At 63.0% G+C, this 19,634-nt stretch carries 19 protein-coding genes and 1 pseudogene; 11 read left to right on the top strand and 9 right to left on the bottom strand.

The window, feature by feature from the left end; genetic code table 11:
- Positions 1-104: 104 nt before the first annotated feature.
- Entirely contained in the window at positions 105-1,196 is a 1,092-nt protein-coding gene (locus tag P0Y65_21145; protein WEK04648.1) for a flavodoxin family protein, read from the top strand.
- Here the strand turns inward: P0Y65_21145 and P0Y65_21140 are convergent, their stop codons facing one another.
- Complete coding sequence (locus tag P0Y65_21140) at positions 1,197-1,976, bottom strand: DUF3108 domain-containing protein (GenBank protein WEK04647.1); 780 nt, start codon at positions 1,974-1,976, stop codon at positions 1,197-1,199.
- 218 nt (positions 1,977-2,194) lie between these two features.
- Here P0Y65_21140 and rpmB point away from each other — a divergent pair, with 218 nt between their 5' ends.
- Together rpmB and P0Y65_21130 are read left to right on the top strand one after the other, a co-directional pair.
- Positions 2,195-2,482 (top strand): 50S ribosomal protein L28, encoded by a 288-nt coding sequence (gene rpmB, locus P0Y65_21135; protein ID WEK04646.1) that lies wholly within the window; start codon positions 2,195-2,197, stop codon positions 2,480-2,482.
- A gap of 142 nt (positions 2,483-2,624) precedes the next feature.
- Positions 2,625-3,314, top strand: coding sequence for a queuosine precursor transporter (locus P0Y65_21130; protein ID WEK04645.1), 690 nt, complete (start codon positions 2,625-2,627; stop codon positions 3,312-3,314).
- A gap of 178 nt (positions 3,315-3,492) precedes the next feature.
- On the opposite strand, the gene P0Y65_21125 is transcribed toward P0Y65_21130, so the two are convergent.
- The 4 genes from P0Y65_21125 to P0Y65_21110 form a co-directional block, all read right to left on the bottom strand.
- Complete coding sequence (locus tag P0Y65_21125; GenBank protein ID WEK04644.1) at positions 3,493-4,479, bottom strand: esterase-like activity of phytase family protein; 987 nt, start codon at positions 4,477-4,479, stop codon at positions 3,493-3,495.
- Positions 4,479-6,368, bottom strand: coding sequence for a cobaltochelatase subunit CobT (gene cobT / locus P0Y65_21120; protein ID WEK04643.1), 1,890 nt, complete (start codon positions 6,366-6,368; stop codon positions 4,479-4,481). The genes P0Y65_21125 and cobT overlap by 1 nt, the downstream gene beginning before the upstream one ends.
- Before the next feature lie 143 nt (positions 6,369-6,511).
- Positions 6,512-7,495: a cobaltochelatase subunit CobS gene (gene cobS / locus P0Y65_21115; protein WEK04642.1), complete on the bottom strand. Its 984-nt coding sequence runs from the start codon at positions 7,493-7,495 to the stop codon at positions 6,512-6,514.
- A 103-nt stretch (positions 7,496-7,598) separates the two neighbouring features.
- On the bottom strand, positions 7,599-8,234 hold the full coding sequence (locus P0Y65_21110) for a DnaJ domain-containing protein (GenBank protein WEK04641.1): 636 nt from the start codon (positions 8,232-8,234) through the stop codon (positions 7,599-7,601).
- Positions 8,235-8,276: 42 nt separating this feature from the next.
- Here P0Y65_21110 and P0Y65_21105 point away from each other — a divergent pair, with 42 nt between their 5' ends.
- Positions 8,277-8,552, top strand: a complete 276-nt coding sequence (locus P0Y65_21105; protein ID WEK04640.1) for a BolA family transcriptional regulator — start codon at positions 8,277-8,279, stop codon at positions 8,550-8,552.
- A 3-nt stretch (positions 8,553-8,555) separates the two neighbouring features.
- Here P0Y65_21105 and aroB read toward each other — a convergent pair whose 3' ends face one another.
- Together aroB and P0Y65_21095 are read right to left on the bottom strand one after the other, a co-directional pair.
- Positions 8,556-9,665, bottom strand: a complete 1,110-nt coding sequence (aroB, locus tag P0Y65_21100) for a 3-dehydroquinate synthase (protein ID WEK04639.1) — start codon at positions 9,663-9,665, stop codon at positions 8,556-8,558.
- Between the two features lie 2 nt (positions 9,666-9,667).
- Complete coding sequence (locus tag P0Y65_21095; protein WEK04638.1) at positions 9,668-10,252, bottom strand: shikimate kinase; 585 nt, start codon at positions 10,250-10,252, stop codon at positions 9,668-9,670.
- Positions 10,253-10,402: 150 nt separating this feature from the next.
- On the opposite strand from P0Y65_21095, the gene P0Y65_21090 reads away from it, so the two are divergent.
- The 5 genes and pseudogenes from P0Y65_21090 (at position 10,403) to P0Y65_21070 (ending at position 14,487) form a co-directional block, all read left to right on the top strand.
- On the top strand, positions 10,403-10,618 hold the full coding sequence (locus tag P0Y65_21090; protein ID WEK06863.1) for a histidine kinase: 216 nt from the start codon (positions 10,403-10,405) through the stop codon (positions 10,616-10,618).
- Entirely contained in the window at positions 10,615-11,520 is a 906-nt protein-coding gene (locus P0Y65_21085; GenBank protein ID WEK04637.1) for a site-specific tyrosine recombinase XerD, read from the top strand. Before P0Y65_21090 ends, P0Y65_21085 begins: the two co-directional genes overlap by 4 nt.
- A gap of 143 nt (positions 11,521-11,663) precedes the next feature.
- Positions 11,664-12,617, top strand: coding sequence for an acetyl-CoA carboxylase carboxyltransferase subunit alpha (locus P0Y65_21080; protein ID WEK04636.1), 954 nt, complete (start codon positions 11,664-11,666; stop codon positions 12,615-12,617).
- Positions 12,618-12,940: 323 nt separating this feature from the next.
- Positions 12,941-13,492 (top strand): annotated as a pseudogene (locus tag P0Y65_21075) (murein L,D-transpeptidase).
- 365 nt (positions 13,493-13,857) lie between these two features.
- Positions 13,858-14,487: a hypothetical protein gene (locus P0Y65_21070; protein WEK04635.1), complete on the top strand. Its 630-nt coding sequence runs from the start codon at positions 13,858-13,860 to the stop codon at positions 14,485-14,487.
- 52 nt (positions 14,488-14,539) lie between these two features.
- Here P0Y65_21070 and secA read toward each other — a convergent pair whose 3' ends face one another.
- Entirely contained in the window at positions 14,540-17,287 is a 2,748-nt protein-coding gene (gene secA / locus P0Y65_21065; GenBank protein ID WEK04634.1) for a preprotein translocase subunit SecA, read from the bottom strand.
- Between the two features lie 386 nt (positions 17,288-17,673).
- Here secA and P0Y65_21060 point away from each other — a divergent pair, with 386 nt between their 5' ends.
- Positions 17,674-18,603 carry a peptidylprolyl isomerase gene (locus tag P0Y65_21060; protein ID WEK04633.1) on the top strand — a complete coding sequence of 310 codons (930 nt, stop codon included), beginning with the start codon at positions 17,674-17,676 and terminating at the stop codon, positions 18,601-18,603.
- Between the two features lie 9 nt (positions 18,604-18,612).
- On the opposite strand, the gene P0Y65_21055 is transcribed toward P0Y65_21060, so the two are convergent.
- A complete protein-coding gene (locus P0Y65_21055; protein ID WEK04632.1) occupies positions 18,613-19,224 on the bottom strand; it encodes a TetR/AcrR family transcriptional regulator in 612 nt (203 codons plus the stop codon).
- A gap of 98 nt (positions 19,225-19,322) precedes the next feature.
- Here P0Y65_21055 and P0Y65_21050 point away from each other — a divergent pair, with 98 nt between their 5' ends.
- On the top strand, positions 19,323-19,562 hold the full coding sequence (locus tag P0Y65_21050; protein ID WEK04631.1) for a hypothetical protein: 240 nt from the start codon (positions 19,323-19,325) through the stop codon (positions 19,560-19,562).
- Positions 19,563-19,634 lie beyond the last annotated feature (72 nt).

Genomic DNA, 19,634 nt, shown 5'->3' with positions numbered 1-19,634 from the left:
GCCGTCGGGAAATTGTCAAAAAAGCCTTTGACCGTGCCATCACGAGACAGTGCCGAAGAGGAACTTCGTGTCGCTGCCACCATTGGGAATCCACGGAGACCCAAATGCAGCAAACCAAAGTCCTGACCGCCCCGGAGCCCCGCAAGGGCATGCCGGACCCCACGCTCGACAAGTCCGAATTCAAAACGCGTTTCCTCAGCCAATATATCGATCCCGGCTTCGACCAGCTGCAGGGTGAGCTCGACCGCATCGCCGATGCGGCCTGGGATGCCTATGACAACTCGCGCAAGGCGCCGCGCACGCAAAAGGCCGGGCCAGGCTATGCCGACCCCGATTATGACCTCGCCGAGGACTGGATCGAGGCCAAGGCGGCGGTGGATCGCGCCCGGGCCGATTATGAAAGCGGCGACCGCCCGCAGCGCGTGCTGCTGATCAACGGTTCATCGCGCAGCGAACACACCTGCCCCGGCGAGATGAGCAAGAGCTTCCGCATGGTACAGATGGCCGCCGAAGTGCTGGAGGAAGGCGGGCTCGAAACCGAGATCCTCGATCTCAGCCGCACCACCTCCGAATATGGCCGCAACATTCACCCCTGCAAGAGCTGCTTTTCGACCGCCGCCGCGCTCTGCCACTTCCCCTGCTCCTGCTATCCCAATTACTCATTGGGCCAGACGCAGGACTGGATGAATGACATCTATCCTATGTGGATGCGCGCCGATGCGGTGATGATCGTCAGCCCGGTCAACTGGTATCAGGTGGCAAGCCCGCTCAAGGCCATGATGGATCGCCTGGTCTGTGCCGATGGCGGCAATCCCGACCCCACGCTCACCCAGGGCAAGGACGCCCAGCGCGCCAAACAGGTCGAACTCGATGGCTGGGACTATCCGCGCCACCTCAAGGGTCGGCTGTTCGCCGTGGTCGTCCATGGCGACGTCGAAGGCACCAAGGACGTGCGCCGCTCGATTTCGGACTGGCTGAAGTTCATGGAAATGGCGCCGGCCGGACCACTGGCCGAACTGGATCGCTACATCGGCTATTGGGAGCCCTATGCCACCAATCACGAGGCGCTGGACAAGGACATCGCCATGCAGGGCGAAGTGCGCAATGTCGCAAAGACCCTGCTCGACGCAGTGCTGCTGCATCGCGACAAGACGGAAATCCCGGGCAGCGAACTCAAGCCGCCCCGGCAGAAGTGATCAGTAAGTCAGTCGCGTGAGAACCATGCTCAGATCACCCATATTGGTGCCCAGCAACACGCGATAGGGCACGTAATAGCCTGTCTCGCCCAGCGGGGCATACCAGATGATGATGCGGTCGCTGTCGGCGAGATAGGAGGTGATTTCCGACGTGGTGAAATGGCCCGAGATCGGGTTGTAGTCCACCGTGCAGAGGACGACCGGACCCTGATAGCCGGTGCGCTGAGAGGTCGCCTCGTCATCGCCGGCATAGCTCATGGCAATGTCGAAACGCTCGGCGCCGGTAAAAATATTGGCGCGACGATCGCAGAGGCTCTTGTCCAGCGCCGTACCCTTGAGCACGAAGGCCGAAAGGAAGTCGGAAACGCCGGTCAGGTGGCGCCGCTCGATCGGCACGCGATCATAATCGGTGATCGGCGGATCGACCTTGAAGGCGGAGACGTCGCGACCGGCAAAATCGACATCGACGGTGAACACCTCGCCATTGGCGCGGGTTTCGAGATTGAATGCGTCGGCATGGAGCGTCGCATCGGTCGAGCGACCCACGGACTTCGCCGTCGCCGTGCCACTCGATACCAGCGTGCCCAGACCCGCGACATTGGCCGTCAGGTCGAGACTATAGCGGCTGCCGTCGTCATCAAGATCGACCGTCATTGCTGCAATGTTGATGCCCCCCAGGGTGAGCACGTAGTTGGCCGATGCATCGACCTCGGCGGCCTGCGCCGGCAGGCTCATCAACAGGGCAAGGCTGGAGAGGGTGACAAAGCGGAACGGAATCAAGGGCCTGATGTCTCTGTGCTGGTTGGGGCGAATCAGCCGATCCAGTGAAACTGCCTGCGCACCGGGCTTCCTGCAAGGCGCTCGCGCCCGTTTGAGCCGGCTTCGCCTTGACGGGCGCCCCCCTTTTCCCTATAGAGCCGCCAGATTTCACAACAATCGAGGCCGGTCGCGGACTTGTCTGCCACCCAGGACCTTTACACAAAGTAGGATATCTCAATATGGCACGTCGCTGTGAACTGACTGGCAAGGGCGTAATGGTTGGCAACAACGTTTCGCACGCTCTTAACCGCACCCGCCGCCGCTTCCTCCCGAACCTGGTGACCGTTTCGCTGATCTCGGACGCGCTCAACCGCTCGATCCGGTTCCGCATTTCGGCTGCTGCTCTCCGTTCGGTCGAGCACCGCGGTGGCCTCGATGCCTTCCTGCTCAAGCAGAGCGACGACACGCTGTCGCCGCTGGCAGCTGGCATCAAGAAGGAAATCCGCGCCGCTCTCGCAGCCGCCTAAGCGCCGGACTACCAAACGAATTCGAGCCGCGTGGGGGCCAACCCCGCGCGGTTTTGTTTTTTTGACGGGCAAGCCTGCCCATCATAGACTTCATCCGCGCCAGTCTGATGCTGGGTCGCGGATCACATAGGGATGCATTCTGATGCTTGCTCGTTTCCTGGCGGCCGTTACCGCCATGGTCGTGGTCGTTGCCGCGTCCAATATCCTGGTGCTCTATCCGCTCAACGTGACGCTCGGTTCAATCAACCTGGCGGATCTCCTCACCTGGGGCGCCTTCACCTTCCCCTTTGCCTTTCTCGTCACCGACCTGATCAACCGCTATGACGGCGCCCAGCGCGCCCGTCTCGTGGCGCTTGTCGGCTTTGTCGTCGGCCTTGGCGTCTCTTTCTACTTGAGCTTCCACCCCCTGCCCTGGAATGCCGGCGGCGCTGCCGCAACCACCCAGCGCATTGCCACGGCTTCCGCCTCGGCCTTCATCGTCGGCCAGTTGCTCGATATCTCGATCTTCTCGCGCCTGCGCGCCAACAGGACCTGGTATGTCGCGCCGCTCCTCGGCTCGCTGTTCGGATCGCTGATCGACACGGCGATCTTTTTCACCCTGTCCTTCGCCCCCGCCTTTGCCGGCATCGATGGGCTCTATGGCCTGCCGGATGGTTCACTGGGCTTCCCCGCGCCGCTTTTGGGCGTCGGTCCGGAAGTGCCGCTCTGGGTGTCGCTGGCGGCGGGTGATTTCGGCGTGAAGTTTTTGGCGGCATTGTTGCTGCTGGCGCCGTATCGGGTGCTGATGGGCAGGATCATGCCGCTGCAGCCGATTGGTGCACGGGCGGCGTAATTCTCGCAGACCTTACCAAAAACTCGGTGTCATCCCGGCCTTGAGCCGGGATCCATCCTGAGATGATAGGGTTCGCTCCATGGTCGTTCGTTCGACCTTGCGGCTGCAACGCGATCTCGGGATGGGCCCCGGCTCAAGGCCGGGGTGACACCGAGTATGCGGGGTGTGCAAAGCCCCTCTAATCCACCAGCGCAAACTCCAGCAGCAAGCTCCGCTGCCAGTCGTTGAAATTATTGTCCGAGCCGATGAGGATCCGCGTCTCGCCACCCGGCGCCTGATGCACGGTCATGGCTTCCATATTGTCAATGGAGCCGCCCGAGGCCGAGAGCAGCAGCTCGCCCGCCATGACATTGCCCGCCCGCACCTGATCGGCCTTCACCCGCCGCAGGTTCATGACGAAGGTCAGCATGGAGACGCCGCGCTCCAGCACCAGCAGGTCGCCATTGGGCAGGAAGGCGCACTCGGTCGGATTGACTGCCGGCGACTTCACATAGCTGATCTCGCCCTTGTCGGCCTGCCCCAGAAGATAACCGCGGTGATTGCCGGCCGCGTCGAGATAATTCTCGGTCAGCAGCAGCGTCGAGCCGGCAACAAGTGAGGCCGGTGGCGCCACGCAGACCGATTCCAGCGACTCATTGGTTCTGAGGTCCGTCAGCCATTGCGGGATGGACACTTCCCGCGCCGGGCCGCCCGGAATGCCATTGGTCAGTGCAAAATCCGCCACCCGCGTCAGATGCTCGAAGCTCACCCGCGCGGCGACCGGCACGCCGTCGCGATAGACCGTATCGACGCTTTCGGCATCCTTGGCATATTGGCGCGGCAGGATTTCGCCCTTCGAATTGCGCATCGGCTCAATGGTGACGCCGATAAAGCCGAAGAGCTGCCCCGCATCGTCATAGGCCAGGTATCCGGTGACGAAACTGCCGCGATCGGTGACGAAGAGAGCCTGGCCATTGGGCCCGGTCATGGTCATGCCCGAGAGTCCGCCAAATGTATCGTCGGGACTGGTCATCGCCATGCCGCCGCGAAAGATCAGCCGGTCGACCTTACCGCCCACCGCGACATCACGGAAGCTGGAGATTTGCGTCGCATTGACCGTCGCCTCGACCCCCAGGGCGGGCCCAAGGCCTGCCATCAGCGCCGCGGCGAGGACCGCGAGCCGCATCAGCCGCGGACCCGCCTGCGGGCCTGCGCCGGCATTTCCTCGTCGAACAGCGACGCCAGCTCGTCCGTCAGCGCCCCGGCCAATTCCTCGGCGTCCAGGAGCGTCACGGCGCGGCGATAGTAGCGCGTCACGTCATGGCCGATACCCACGGCGACCAGCTGGATCGGCGAGCGCGTCTCGATATCCTCGATCACCTGGCGGAGATGGGCCTCGAGATAATTGCCGGCATTGACCGACTGCGTGCTGTCATCGACTGGCGCGCCATCGGAAATCACCATCAGGATGCGGCGGGCTTCAGGCCTCGCCATCAACCGCTTGCGCGCCCATTCGAGCGCCTCGCCATCGATGTTTTCTTTCAGAAGCCCTTCGCGCATCATCAGGCCCAGATTGCGCCTTGCATGGCGCCACGGCTCATCGGCGGCCTTGTAGATGATGTGGCGCACGTCATTGACGCGACCCGGATTGGCAGGACGTCCCGCTTCGAGCCACGCCTCACGCGACTTGCCGCCCTTCCAGGCACGGGTGGTAAAGCCGAGGATTTCGACCTTGACGCCGCAACGCTCCAGCGTGCGGGCAAGGATGTCGCCGCAAATGGCAGCGATCGTGATGGGCCTTCCGCGCATCGAGCCGGAATTGTCTATGAGAAGCGTCACGACCGTATCGCGGAAATCGGTGTCATTCTCGACCTTGAACGAGAGCGCCTGCATCGGATCGGTCACAACGCGGGTAAGGCGCGCTGTGTCGAGCAGACCCTCTTCGAGGTCGAACTGCCAGGAGCGGTTCTGCTTGGCCATCAGACGGCGCTGCAGCTTGTTGGCCAGCCGCGCCACCGCACCGGCGAGATTTTCCAACTGCTTGTCGAGCAGCGCCCGGAGCTGGTCGAGCTCGTCGGGCGGGCAAAGCTCTGCCGCCTTGACGATCTCGTCGAACTTGGAGGTGAAGACCTTGTAGTTGAACTGGTTGGAGAGCTGCGTGCCGCCATCCTTGGCCGGCGGCGGCATGGGCGCGTCTTCACCGGCTTCGGCCGCCGCATCGTCGTCGGTATCGGCCATGTCCGATTCCATGCCGTCGACATCGCCGGTCTCTTCCGATTCACCGGCCTGCTCGTCGTCCTGGGTATCGTCGGCGTCGTTCTCGCCTTCGCCCTGTTCGGGCGCCTTGTCCGAGGCGTCGCCCTGATCGGGCTCCTGGTTCTCGTCGGTCTCTTCGTCCGAAGCGTCGGGGTCTTCCAGCTCGCTTTCGGGTACGAGGTTGAGGTCACGCAACAGGGCTTTCGCAGCCTTGGAAAACTCGTCCTGGTTTTCGAACCGCGTCAGCAGCTGATCAAGGGACTTGCCGCCCTTGTCCTCGATCTCCTTGCGCCAGAGATCGACCAGCGCATGGCCCGAGGGCGGCACTGGCACGCCGGCCAGTTTTTCGCGCAGCAGCAGGCCCAGAGCCTCGGCAATCGGCGCCTCGTTCTTGTCGGAAACCTCGGCGAAATTGGCGCGGAACAGACGATCTTCCAGCATTTCCCCGATATTGCCCACCATGCCCGGCATGCGCACGCAGCCCAAAGCCTCGACGCGGGCCTGTTCCAGCGCGTCAAAGGCGGCGCGGGCGACGGGGTCCATCGGCGCACGCTTGCGATGCGCATCGGGATCGTGGCTGGCGAGGCGCATGGCCATGGCATCACCCTGCCCGCGGGCAATGGCGATATCGCGCCGTGTCGGCAGGCGGGGGAGATTGGCGAGACGCGCCTTGTCGGAGGTCAGCAACGGCCGGTCAGCCGTGAAGGTCACTTCCAGCTCGGCCTTGCCGCCAATGGCGCGCACCGTCGCCCCCATGGCGGATTTGAACACCTGGGTCTGGTCGGGCTTGTTGGCTTTGCTGCGCGGTGGTTGTGCCATCTGGTCTATCCCGGAAAACCCCAGTCGCGGCCCGAGGGCACGACACAGAGCCTGGACGGCCACCGCGTTGTCTCCGCTTCAGGCGAAGATGGCCCGCAGGGCCGGAGAAGGGGGCTCCCGGCTTGGCGCCGGGAGAAGTCTTGTTAGGCCATCACGGCGAGGTTCGCCGAGCTTTCCGGCAGGTCTTCACCGAACACGCGCTGGTAGAATTCGGCAACCACGGGGCGCTCGAGTTCGTCGCACTTGTTGAGGAAGGTCAGGCGGAAGGCAAAGCCGACATCGCCACCAAAGATCTGGGCATTTTCGGCCCAGGTGATGACGGCACGCGGCGACATGACGGTCGAGAGATCGCCATTGATGAAGGCCTGACGCGTCAGGTCGGCAAGGCGCACCATGTTGGAGATGAGCTTCTTGCCCTTCTCGGTCTCGCCATAGGCTTTGTTCTTGGCCTGGACGATGCCCACTTCCTTGTCATGCGGCAGGTAGTTGAGCGTGGTGACCAGGCTCCAGCGGTCCATCTGGCCCTGGTTGATCTGCTGGGTGCCATGATAGAGCCCCGACGTATCGCCCAGACCGATCGTATTGGTGGTCGAGAACAGGCGGAAGGCCGGATGGGGCGTGATGACGCGGTTCTGGTCGAGCAGGGTCAAACGGCCCGCGACTTCGAGCACGCGCTGGATCACGAACATCACGTCCGGACGGCCGGCGTCATATTCGTCAAACACCAGCGCGACATTGTTCTGCACGGCCCAGGGCAGGATGCCGTCGCGGAATTCGGTGATCTGCTTGCCATCCTTGAGCACGATCGCATCCTTGCCGACGAGATCGATACGGCTGACATGGCTGTCGAGATTGACGCGGACCAGCGGCCAGTTGAGCCTGGCGGCCACTTGTTCAATATGCGTCGACTTGCCGGTGCCGTGATAGCCCTGCACCATGACGCGGCGATTGAACTGGAAGCCAGCCAGGATCGCCAGGGTCGTGTTGCGGTCGAACAGATAATCCGGGTCAACCGGGGGAACGTGGGAATTGGCCTCTTTATAGCCCATCACCTTCATGTCCGTATCGATACCGAACAGCTCCCGGGCCGAAAATTCGGTGTCGGGCAGATTGGTGTACTCAGTCATGGGCTTGTCTCTTGGAGAGTGAGAAAGGCGGGAAAAGCGTTTAAAAACTCGCGGGCTCTATAGCAGCATTGTGACGCTGGGGGTAGCCACCGGATTGTCATGCCTACTTGGCGACAAAGCCGGTCTTCTTGAGATGGCTATAGGCCGAGATGATCGCCCGCAGGCGGTCTTCCGAGCTCTTGTCGCCACCATTGGCATCGGGATGGTGGATCTTGACCAGGCTCTTGTAGGCCTTCTTGATATCGTCCGACTTGGGCTGGCGATCGACAATGCCCAGGGTTTCGAGCGCGCGCCGATCCTGCTCATGCAGCGGCTTGACCCGCTCGGCCGCCGGCTTCTGCGACTGACGATGGCGATATTTGGCAAAAACGCCAAAGGGATCGCCATATTTGTCGCCGGGCCGCAGGGCCTCGCGCGCCGCCCGGGCGCCAGCCGAGCGCATGTTGGGATTGCCGGTGGCAAAGCTTGACCGCGACTCCGCCTTGGGCGGGGCATGCAGCGCCTCGTCCAGCTCGTCCTTGGTCATGTCGGCAAAGAAATTGAACGACGTATTATAGTGGCGGACATGCTCGAGGCAGAAATGATGATATTCGCCCGTGCCACGCGCCCCCTTGGGCGCGCGGTATTCGCCGGCCTTGTCGCAGCCCTCCCAGTCACAGACGTGCTCGACCGGCGCGGGCTTTTCTTCCCGGCGCGGCTTGATGCGAATGGAGTCAAAGATCTTGGACGACAGTTTCATTCTCGCCTAGTTAAGAGCCAAAACCAGATAGAGGCCAGTGCCATGAGCGTCAAAGACACCCTTACCGCCAAGCTCTCCGATCGATTTACGCCCGCTTTCCTCGATGTGATCGACGAGTCGATGCAGCACCATGGCCACGCCGGTTGGCGGGAGGGTGGTGAAACCCATTTCCGTGTCAGAATCGCGGCCAACCATTTTGCCGGTATGAGCCGCGTGGCGCAACACCGCGCTATTCACGAAGTGCTGGAAGCCGATCTCAAGGGCCGAGTGCATGCGCTGGCGATTGAGGTTCTGCCGGTGGAAGGGCCCTATGTTTAGGCCCTACCCCCGCATCTCGTCGAGATAGGCTGCAACGGCGCTGCCGTCGACATTCTTTTCGATGAAGGCCCGGCCGATGCCGCGGGTGAGGATGAAGGTCAGCGCCCCGCGCGAGACCTTCTTGTCCTGCGCAATGGCCGCCATCAGGATTTCGGTAGAGCCCAGTGCCCCCGGGATATCACCCAAGGTGGTGGGCAGGCCCGCGCTCTTCAAGTGGGCGATGATGCGGCCGGTATCCTGGCTGGGGGCCATGCCGAGCTTTGCCGAAAAACCATGCGCCAGCACCATGCCGATCGCCACGCCTTCGCCATGCAGCAGACGGTCGGAATAGCCGGTGTCCTTTTCCAGCGCATGCCCGAACGTGTGGCCGAGATTGAGCAGCGCGCGCACGCCGAGCTCTTTTTCATCCGCGATGACGACGCGTGCCTTGTGGGCGCAGCAGCGGGCAATCGCCTCGCCGCGCGCCGGACTACCGGCAAAGATTTCGGCGCGATGCTCTTCGAGCCAGAAGAAGAATTCTTCGTCGTCGATCAAGCCATATTTGACCACTTCCGCATAGCCGGCAGCGAACTGGCGGGGCGACAGCGTATCGAGCGTGGAGAGATCGGCCAGGACCAGCTTGGGCTGGTGGAAGGCGCCGATCAGGTTCTTGCCATGCGGCGAATTGATCCCCGTCTTGCCGCCCACGGAGCTATCGACCTGCGCCAGAAGCGAGGTCGGCATCTGCACGAAATCCATGCCGCGCCGGGCAATCGAGGCAGCAAAACCGGCGAGGTCGCCGATGACGCCACCGCCCAGCGCGATGACGAGGTCGCCGCGCTCCAGCCGTGCGGCAAGAATGCCCTCCACGGCCTGCCCCAGCAGATCCCAGCTCTTGGTGCTCTCGCCGGCCGGCAGCACGATTTCGGTATGGCTGAGGCCCGCCGCATCGAGCGAGGCGACAAGGCGCGGCAATTGCGCCCTGGCAACATTGTCGTCGGTGATAATGCCATAGCGGCGCCCGGGAAAGCGGCTGGCCAGGATCGCGCCGGCCTCGTCGAGCAGGTCAGGCCCGATCAGGATGTCATAGGCACGCTCGCCCAGCGCAACGTGTACCGTGTGGTCGATGGCCATGATCAGTCCTGCTGTTCGAGATAGGTCAGCACCGCCTCGACGATGTCGCCGGCCACGACCTCCTGCGGCACGTCGCGCGACAAAACGATCACGTCGGCCTCGGCATAGATGGGATAGCGCTCCTCGATCAGCTTTTCGAGCGTGGCGCGTGGATCGGCGGTCTTGAGCAAGGGCCGATTGGAGCGGCGGGAGACCCGCTCGAACAGGATATCGACCTCGGCCTTGAGCCAGACCGAAATCGCCTCATGCTTGACCAGGGCCCGCGTCTCCAAATTGACGAAGGCACCGCCGCCGGTAGCGAGCACGACATTGTGTTCCTTGAGCACACGGGCGATGACGCGGGTTTCCCCGGCGCGAAATTCGGGCTCGCCGCGCTGCTCGAAAATTTCGGGAATGGTCATCTGCGCCGCCTTCTCGATCTCTTCATCGCTGTCGAGAAAATGGCGATTGAGCCGGGAAGCCAGGCGCCGCCCTACGGTGGTCTTGCCGGCGCCCATCATGCCGACCAGAACGATCGGCCTGCCGGACAGTTGCTGGACAAGCTGTTCGGCGCGGGCCTGCCGCAATGCCCCGTCCGGTCGATTCAAGAAAGTGCTCCGCAGATAGTGGTCCTATCAAGCCGCGCGCGCCGCCCCTGTCAAGCCGAAGCGGGGAAATCAATATCATGCCTACCAAAACGAAACTTTTTGCCAGCATTCTGTAAGCCTGCTTGAAGCATGCTTGCCAGACGGAAGACCATGCCCACCCTGATCCGCCTCATCATCACCCTGCTGTTCCTGGCTGGCCTCGTCTATGCCGGCATGGTCGCGCTCATCGCCTATGTCGAGCCGACGCCAAAGGAAGTGACCATCCGCATTCCGACCAATGACCTGCTCAATGGCGGCCAGCGCCCCCTGCCGGGCACCGAGGCGCCGCCAGCGCAAAATCCTGCCACACCAGCAGTTTCCCCATGAGCGGACACACGGTCTCGGCATTCCTCGAGATGATGAGTGCCGAACGCGGCGCCGCGAAGAATACCATCGACGCCTATCGCCGCGACCTTTCCGACTATGCCGGCTTTATCACTGGTAAGGGCAAGACCCTGCTCGATGTCGAGCGCGAGACCGTCACCGCCTATCTCGACCGCCTGCGGCTCGACGGCCTCTCCGCCAGTTCCGCCGCCCGCAGATTGTCGGCCATCCGCCAGTTTCACCGTTTCCTCTGCACCGACGGCATGCGCAGCGACGATCCGACCCGTATCGTCGCCAGCCCACGGACGCGCCGCGCCCTGCCCAAGGTCCTGAGCATTGCCGAGGTGGATAGGCTCTTGTCACAGGCCGAAACCGAGGCCAATGCAGCAGCCGAGCCCGAGCAGCAGGCCCTGGCGCTGCGGCTCTATGTCCTGCTCGAACTGCTCTATGCCACGGGCCTGCGCGTCAGCGAGCTGGTAAGCCTGCGCCGCTCCGCGGTAATGCGTGACACCAGCTATCTGACGGTCCGCGGCAAGGGCAACAAGGACCGCGTCGTGCCGCTCAACGACCGGGCGCGCGATGCCATCAAGACCTATGTGACAACGCTCGAACCCGGGCCATTCCTCTTTCCCGCCGGCGGCGCCGAGGGCTATCTCAGCCGCCAGGTGTTTGCCCGTGATCTCAAGGGGCTCGCGGCCCGCGCCGGCATCAGCTCCGTCCGCATCGCGCCCCATGTGCTGCGCCACGCCTTTGCCAGCCATCTGCTGGCCGGCGGGGCGGATCTCCGCGTCGTGCAGATGCTGCTCGGCCATGCCGATATCTCGACCACGCAGATCTATACCCATGTGCTCGACGAGAAGCTCAAGACGCTGGTCGAGACCCATCACCCGCTGGCCGGAGGGTGACTGCGGGGCCATTTCCTGTGCCTCATGCGGCCTCAAGCCTTGACTTGGCGTTGCGTCATCGCCACTTTCCGGCCACTTTGAAGCGCAACAGCAGCGGCCGATATGCTAGGGTCGCGTAACGAGACCCCCAACGGGCAGGTTTAATGCAGTCCTATCTCGATTTTGAAAAGCCGGTTGCCGATCTTGAAGGCAAGATCGCCGAGCTCAAGGCCATGGCCGCTACCGACCAGGCCGTCAGCATCGACGAGGAGGTCAACCGCCTGTCCGCCCGTGCCGACGAGGCGCTGGTCGAGATCTACCGCCGCCTGACACCCTGGCAGAAGACCCAGGTCGCGCGCCATCCGCAGCGCCCGCATTTTTCCGACTATGTCGGCAAGCTGATCACCGAATGGACGCCGCTGGCCGGCGACCGCAAATATCGCGAAGACGCAGCGCTGCAGGCTGGCTTTGGCCGCTTCAACGGCCAGTCGGTCGCCATTCTCGGCCAGGAGAAGGGCAATAATACCGAGACGCGCCTCAAGCATAATTTCGGCATGGCCAGCCCCGAGGGCTATCGCAAGGCCGTGCGCATCATGGAAATGGCGGATCGCTTCAACATCCCGCTGATCTCCTTCGTCGACACCGCTGGCGCCTATCCTGGCATTGGGGCCGAAGAGCGCGGCCAGGCCGAAGCCATCGCCCGTTCGACGGAAAAATGCCTTGAGCTGGGCGTGCCCAATATCGCCATCGTCATCGGCGAAGGCGGCTCGGGCGGCGCCATCGCCATCGCCGTGGCCAACCGCGTGCTGATGCTGGAAAACTCGATCTATTCGGTGATTTCCCCGGAAGCTGGCGCCTCGATCCTCTTCCGTGACGCCGCCAAGGCGCAGGACATGGCCACCGCCCAGAAGATCACCGCGCAGGATCTGCTCGGCTTTGGCGTGATCGACGCCATCATCCCCGAAGGCACGGGCGGCGCCCATCGCCACCACGAGGCCATCATGGGTGCGACCCGCGACGCTATCGCCGGCTTCCTTAAGGAATTTTCCGGCAAGGGACGGCTCGAGACCCGCGAACACCGTCGCGAGAAATTCCTCGCCATCGGTTCGGCGCTTTAGGCCTGACTGTCTGACAAAGCTGTGCAATCTGCGCCCGCTTCCGGCCCAAATGTGGCCGTGGTAAGGCTTCCTTCACCACCTTTTCTCATGCTTGGGTAACCAGGTCTGGAAAAGGCCGGGACTGATTCCTCAGCGGGCCGCCGATCGTGACAGCCAGTCTTTTGCGCAAGCTTTCTTCCGTCGTCATCCTGCTCTGGGTGGCCCTTGGGCTCGTCGCCTGCGGCGGCTTTTTGCCCAAGTCCAGCGACAACCGTCACAACCAGCCGCTGCCCAGCGCCACGCTGAGCAGCCTGCGCGCCATCGGCTCCTCGCCCGGCGAAGCCATGGTCATCCGCCTGTTCAAGCAGGAAAAAACTCTCGAAGTCTGGAAGCGGACCTCCTCCGGCCAGTTCAAGATGCTCAAGACCTACGAGATCTGCGCCTTTTCAGGCGATCTCGGCCCGAAAATCAAGGAAGGCGACCGGCAGAGCCCCGAGGGCTTCTATACGATCACGCCCGGCCTGATGAACCCCAAGTCCAGCTATTACCTCGCCTTCAACACCGGCTTTCCCAACAAGTTCGACCGCGCCCATGGCCGCACCGGGAGCGACCTTATGGTGCATGGCGATTGCTCGTCGCGCGGCTGCTACGCCATGACCGATGACGGCATCGCCGAAATCTATTCTCTGGCCCGCGAGACCTTCAAGGGCGGCAACCACAGCTTCCAGCTGCAGATCTTCCCCTTCAAGATGACCCCGACCAATCTGGCCAGGGAGGCATCCAGCCAGCATCTCAATTTCTGGAAGGATATCAAGGAAGGCTATGACCTGTTCGAGCTGACCAAGGCGCCGCCAGCCTGGGACGTCTGCGAGGGCCAGTATATCTTCAACCCCACCGGTGGCGCACTCAATGCCATGGGTCCCTGCCCAGCCACGACGCTGATCGCCGGCCTTGCCGAGAAACAGGCCGCCGATGAAGCTGCCTTCACCAAGGCCGTCGTCAACGAGGCAACCGCTGCCACCCGCAAGGCCAATGAGGAGGCCGCCGTCAAGCAGCGCAGCGCCGCCGTCTCGGGCTTCATCGGCGGCATTGGCGGCATGTTCGGTGGCGGCGCCAAGGATGCCGATGTGGTTGCGGTCATGTCGGGCAAGCCCGCGCCGACGCCATTCCCGACCCTCACGCGCTGATTTTGCTTGGCAGCACCATACGAGGGCCGCAATCTCCCCTGATCTGAAACCGGCCATGGCAACGGAGAACTTCCTTGGACGAGACACCGCAGGTCGACATCCAGGACGAAAAGTCCTCGCCCGCCCTTCGGGAACGGCGTGGCCCTTCCGGCGCGGTACTGCTGAGCTTTGTCGTTGGTCTTGTCGCCGCCGCATCTCTGGGCACCAGCGCCTGGGTCTATCGCGACACTCAGCGCCAGATTGCAGCGGTTGCTACCGACATCGCCCAGTTCCGTCTGAGCCTTGAGCTCTTCGGCCGCCAGCAAGGCGCCGCAGCGCCGGCCGACACGGCCAAGCTGGCGGACCTGACCAATCGCCTCGATATCCTCGAAGAGAACTGGCGCAATGCACCCACGGCCGCGCTGCCGCCGACGCCGGAAGCTACGTCGCAAACTGTCATCGTGCCGGACGCTGCCGCAGCAGCGGCGGGCGACTGCCTGCCCACGGGCACGCGCTTCATGGTGACGCGAGGCGATGTCTATCCCGTCTGCGGGGCCACGGGCACGGTGGAGATTTCCGGCGTCGACAGCGGCTTCGTCACCCTGGCCGATGGCACGGTGATCGCCGCCGGCGGCAATATCGCCCTACCCGGCAGCCGCTGCATGATCGGCGTCGTCACAGCCGACGCCGCCAGCGGCTATGCCGAAGTACGGCTCACCTGCTGACCACCTGAAACGGTAACAAAAAGGCCCGGATCGCTCCGGGCCTTCTTTCTAACTAAAATGCACCGTGGCAGTGCTTGAACTTCTTGCCTGATCCACACGGGCATGGCGCATTGCGCGAGACGCCTTCGAGCAGCTTCGGGTCGATCGGAGCGAGCGAGGGATCATTGCCCACCGCACCCAGCGAGCCGGCGATCGTGTCGCCGCCGTCGGCATCATTCTCGCCGGTCAGCGGGTCGATATGGGTTTCGCGCAGGCGCGTCAGATCGGGCACCGGTAGTGGCGCCACGGGGCGCGGCTGCAGCTCGACATGGCTGAGCTGGGTGGTCACCAGCTCGCGTAGGTTGGCGAGCAGCCCCTGGAACAGCTCATAGGCTTCCTGCTTGTATTCGGTCAGCGGATCGCGCTGGGCGATACCGCGCCAGCCGACGACCTTTGAGAGGTGATCGAGCGTCACCAGATGCTCGCGCCAGAGCCCATCGATCGACTGCAGCAGGATCGACTTTTCCACCTGGCGCATCACGCCCGGGTTCGGCTGGCCGGCTTCGGACAGCATGGCAATGGTGCGGGCTTCCTTGGCGGCGGCTGCCTCGTCCACGGCGCCGATCAGGCGCTCGGTGACCACCTCGCCATCGATACCCTCTTCGGCGGCCCAGTCTTTCACCGGCACGTCGATATTGAGATAGGTCTTGGCGGCGGCTTCGAGCTGCTCGACATTCCACTGCTCGGGATAGGAGCGCGGCGGAATGGCCTTGGTGATGATATTGTCGACAACGTCGTGGCGCATCTCGACCACGGTCTCGCTGACATCCTCGGCATCCATCAATTCGATACGCTGCTCGAAGATCACCTTGCGCTGATCATTCATCACATCGTCGTATTTGAGGATGTTCTTGCGGATATCGAAGTTGCGGGCCTCGACCTTGCCCTGCGCACGCTCGATGGCCTTGGTGACCCAGGGATGAGTGATCGACTCGCCCTGCTCGAGGCCGAGCTTGCCCAGCATGGAATCCATGGAATCCACCGGGAAGATGCGCATCAGATCGTCCTGCAGCGACAGGAAGAAGGCCGAATGGCCAGGATCGCCCTGACGGCCGGAACGGCCACGCAGCTGGTTGTCGATGCGACGGCTTTCGTGACGCTCGGTGCCGATCACCATAAGGCCACCGGCGGCCAGCGCCTGCGCCTTGTGCTCGGCAATGGTCTTCTTGATCTCGGCGATCTTGGCCTCGCGCTCGGCACCCTCGAGGCCTTCGGCCTCCTTGGTGATGCGCATTTCGAGATTGCCGCCGAGCTGGATATCGGTACCACGGCCGGCCATGTTGGTGGCGATGGTGATCGCGCCCGGCAGGCCGGCATCGGCCACGATGAAGGCTTCCTGCTCGTGATGACGGGCATTGAGCACGTTCATCGCGCCCACGCCCTTGCCCTTGAGGATATCGGCAAGCATTTCCGACTTCTCGATGGACGTCGTGCCGACCAGCACGGGCTGGCCGCGCTTGTGGCAATCCTTGATCAGCTCGGCAATGGCGTCGAACTTTTCGGCAGCCGTGCGGAAGATGGCGTCTTCGTCATCCTTGCGCTGCACCGGAACGTTGGTCGGAACGGTGACCACGTCGAGCTTGTAGATATCGGCGAATTCTTCCGCTTCCGTCGCCGCCGTACCGGTCATGCCGGCCAGCTTCTTGTAGAGGCGGAAATAGTTCTGGAAGGTGATCGACGCCAGCGTCTGGTTTTCCGGCTGGATCTTGACGTGTTCCTTGGCTTCCAGCGCCTGGTGCAGGCCTTCCGAATAGCGGCGACCCGGCATCATGCGGCCAGAGAACTCGTCGATGATAACCACTTCGTCATTGCGGACGATATAGTCCTTGTCCTTGCGGAAGAGCTTGTGCGCGCGCAGGGCCGAATTGGCATGGTGCACGAGAGCGACGTTTTCCACGTCATAGAGCGAACCCGACTTCAGCAGGCCCTCTTCGGCAAGCCGCGCTTCGAGCTTTTCAATGCCCTGGTCGGTAAAGGTCGCGGCGCGCTGCTTTTCGTCGAGGTCATAATCCTCCTCGCCGATGATCGGCATCAGCGTGTCGATCCTGGTATAGAGGTCGCTGCGATCGTCGGACGGGCCCGAAATGATCAGCGGCGTGCGCGCCTCGTCGATCAGGATCGAGTCCACTTCGTCGACGATGGCGAAGGCATGGCCGCGCTGCACCATCTGCTGGCGCGTATATTTCATATTGTCGCGCAGATAGTCGAAGCCGAGCTCGTTATTGGTGCCATAGGTAATGTCAGCGGTGTAGGCCGCCTTGCGCTCGGCATCGGTCAGGCCATGGACGATGACGCCCCAGCTGAGGCCCAGGAAATTATAGACCTGGCCCATCCAGGCCGCGTCGCGCTTAACGAGGTAGTCGTTGACCGTCACCAGATGCGCGCCCTTGCCGGTCAGCGCATTGAGATACATCGGCAGGGTCGCCACCAGCGTCTTGCCTTCACCGGTGCGCATCTCGGCGATGCCGCTCTCGTTCATCACCATGCCGCCGATCAGCTGCACGTCGAAATGCCGCATGCCCAGCACGCGCTTGGCCGCCTCGCGCACGGTGGCGAAGGCCGGGACGATCAGATCATCGAGGCTCCCGCCCTTTTCCAGATGCGCCTTGAACTCGGCCGTCCGGGCGCGAAGCTCGTCGTCGCTGAGCTTTTCCAGTTCCGGTTCCAGCGCATTGATCGCCGCGACCTTGGTCTGGAAGCGCTTGACGGACCGATCTGACGGGGAACCGAAGATCCGCCGGGCGAGCGAGCCAAATGCCATATGTCAGGTCCTTTTATGACTCATCTGCGAAGGCGGGCGGGGAAGGGTGCGGAATAGGCCCGTTTGGCCGCGTCGACGCGATGAGCAAGCCTTTCCGGCTTTTGAATGTCTGGTATCCCGCCAGGCGGCGGAAAAGCGGGTGAGATGTAAGAGCGGGGCCCTGTCTTGTCAACGTCGCCGAATTGCGCGACACCTCCCACACCCGCCGAAAATCACGGCAGAAACGGGTTTTCCCAATGACGGTTCCACATTCACGACGTGGAGCACATTTTGGCCCCCTTGCTGTGTGAGGCAGGCCGCGAGATCCGCATCCTGTTACAGGGATGCGCTTTGCCGATTATCAACGAGCCGGGGCGCCGAGCCGCACCGGCCAGGAGACTGACCTTATGATTTCTTCCTCGTTGCGCCTTGCCCGGACGAGCATGCTCGCGCTGATCCTTGCCGGCACGGCGCTGGCCGTGCCGACCATGGCCCAGGATGCCGCGCCCGCTGCCGAAGCACCGGCCGCCGAAGCGCCTGCCGCTGTTTCGCCCGACACGGTCGTGGCAACGGTCGGCGGTGAGCCGATCACCGAGGCTGATCTCAGCTTTGCCGCCGAGGACCTGACCCAGGAACTGAGCCAGATGCCTCCCGAGCAGCGCAAGCCCTTCCTGCTGCGCGTGCTGATCGACATGAAGGTCATGGCCCAGGCTGGCCGTGAAGCCGGCATGGCCGAGACCCCGCTGTTCCAGCAGCGCCTGGCCTATCTCGAGGATCGCGCCCTGCGCCGCGCCTATTTCGCCGACGCGATTGCCGCCTCGGTGACCGAGGAAGCCGTGCGGGCCGAATACGACAAGTTCGTCGCCGAATTCCAGCCGGCCGAGGAAATCCGCGCCAGCCACATCCTGGTCCCGACCGAGGAAGAGGCCAATACGGTCAAGACCGAGCTCGACGGCGGGGCCGATTTCGCCACGATCGCCAAGGAAAAGTCGATCGATCCCGGCGCGGCCAATGGCGGCGACCTGGGCTTTTTCGGCAAGGGCATGATGGTTGCCCCCTTCGAGGCCGCCGCTTTCGCCCTGACCGACGTCGGCCAGGTGTCGGCTCCCGTCCAGTCCCAGTTCGGCTGGCACGTCATCAAGCTGGAAGAAAAGCGCCAGTCCACCGCCCCGGCCTTCGAACAGGTCGCCGGCCAGTTGCAGCAGCAGCTGCTGATGGACACGTTCGACACCACGGTTGAAGAGCTGATGGCCGGCGTGACCGTCGACATTCCCGACGCGGCCCTCAAGACCGCCGTCGACGCCCAGAGCGAAACCGCTCCGCCGGCTGCCGAATAATATTTCGAACTAGACTGCGGGGGCCAAAAGCCCCCGCACCATCTGGCGAACCAGCTGCCGCACCTGCGCCGGATCGCGCTCGATCCGCCCGGTCAGCAGCCGCTGCCAGATAAAGCCGGCCACCATGTCCGCACACAGTCCCACATCGACATCAGCTGACAATTCCCCGCGATCGACACCGCGCTGGAAAATCTGCCCCGATTGCACACGCCGCTCGGCCGCATAGCCGTTCAGCGCCTCTGCTGCCCCGGCATCGCGCTGCGCCTCGGCAATGACGAAACGGAAAATATCCCCCGCGCCGCCATCCCAATGGGCGAAGACGCCGGTGAAGAAGGCGAAGAGATCGCCCTCCACCGTACCGGTATCGGTATGCACATTGGCGGGCTTGCGGCGGTGATAGACATCGAGCAGCAGGGCTGCGCGATCGGGCCACCATTTATAGATCGTCGGCTTGCCCGCCCGCGCCCGCTTGGCCACCGCCTCGATGGAAAAGCCCGATATCCCCTCCTCCACCATGATGGCATCGGCCGCCTCGAGGATCGCCTGTTCGGTCTCGGGATTGCGGCGGGCGCCGATGGAACGGCGGCGGTCATCACTGTCTGCGGCGGGGTTTGGGCTCATGCAATCTATATGGGCGAAATCGACACCAAAGAAAAGCACTTGAACGAAACGTATCGTTCAGTTATATAACGAAACGTACCGTTTCATTGGAGCGCAACATGCAGCCCTCTCTCGCTTCCCGTATCCGCATGGCCATGGTGATGACGCTCGCCGTCTATCCGGTCGTGACGCTCTACCTTTATGTGCTAATGCCCCTGACCCAAGGCTGGGACATCTGGCAGCGCAGCCTGGTGCTCGTGCCCTTCATGGCCACCACCATTGTCTTCGGCGTTGTTCCCTTCATCACCCGCAATTTCGGCGCGTTCATTGCCGGGAAAAAGCCGGTGCAGGCAGCCTGATCAATCGCAAGTCGCCCCATCGGGGCGACTTTGGCCATCCCCCGCGACCACTGTCTTGCCCTCGCCTTATCT

It is taken from the genome of Candidatus Devosia phytovorans, assembly GCA_029202405.1.
Lineage (GTDB): Bacteria > Pseudomonadota > Alphaproteobacteria > Rhizobiales > Devosiaceae > Devosia > Devosia phytovorans.
This window is presented reverse-complemented; position numbering and strand designations above follow the sequence as displayed.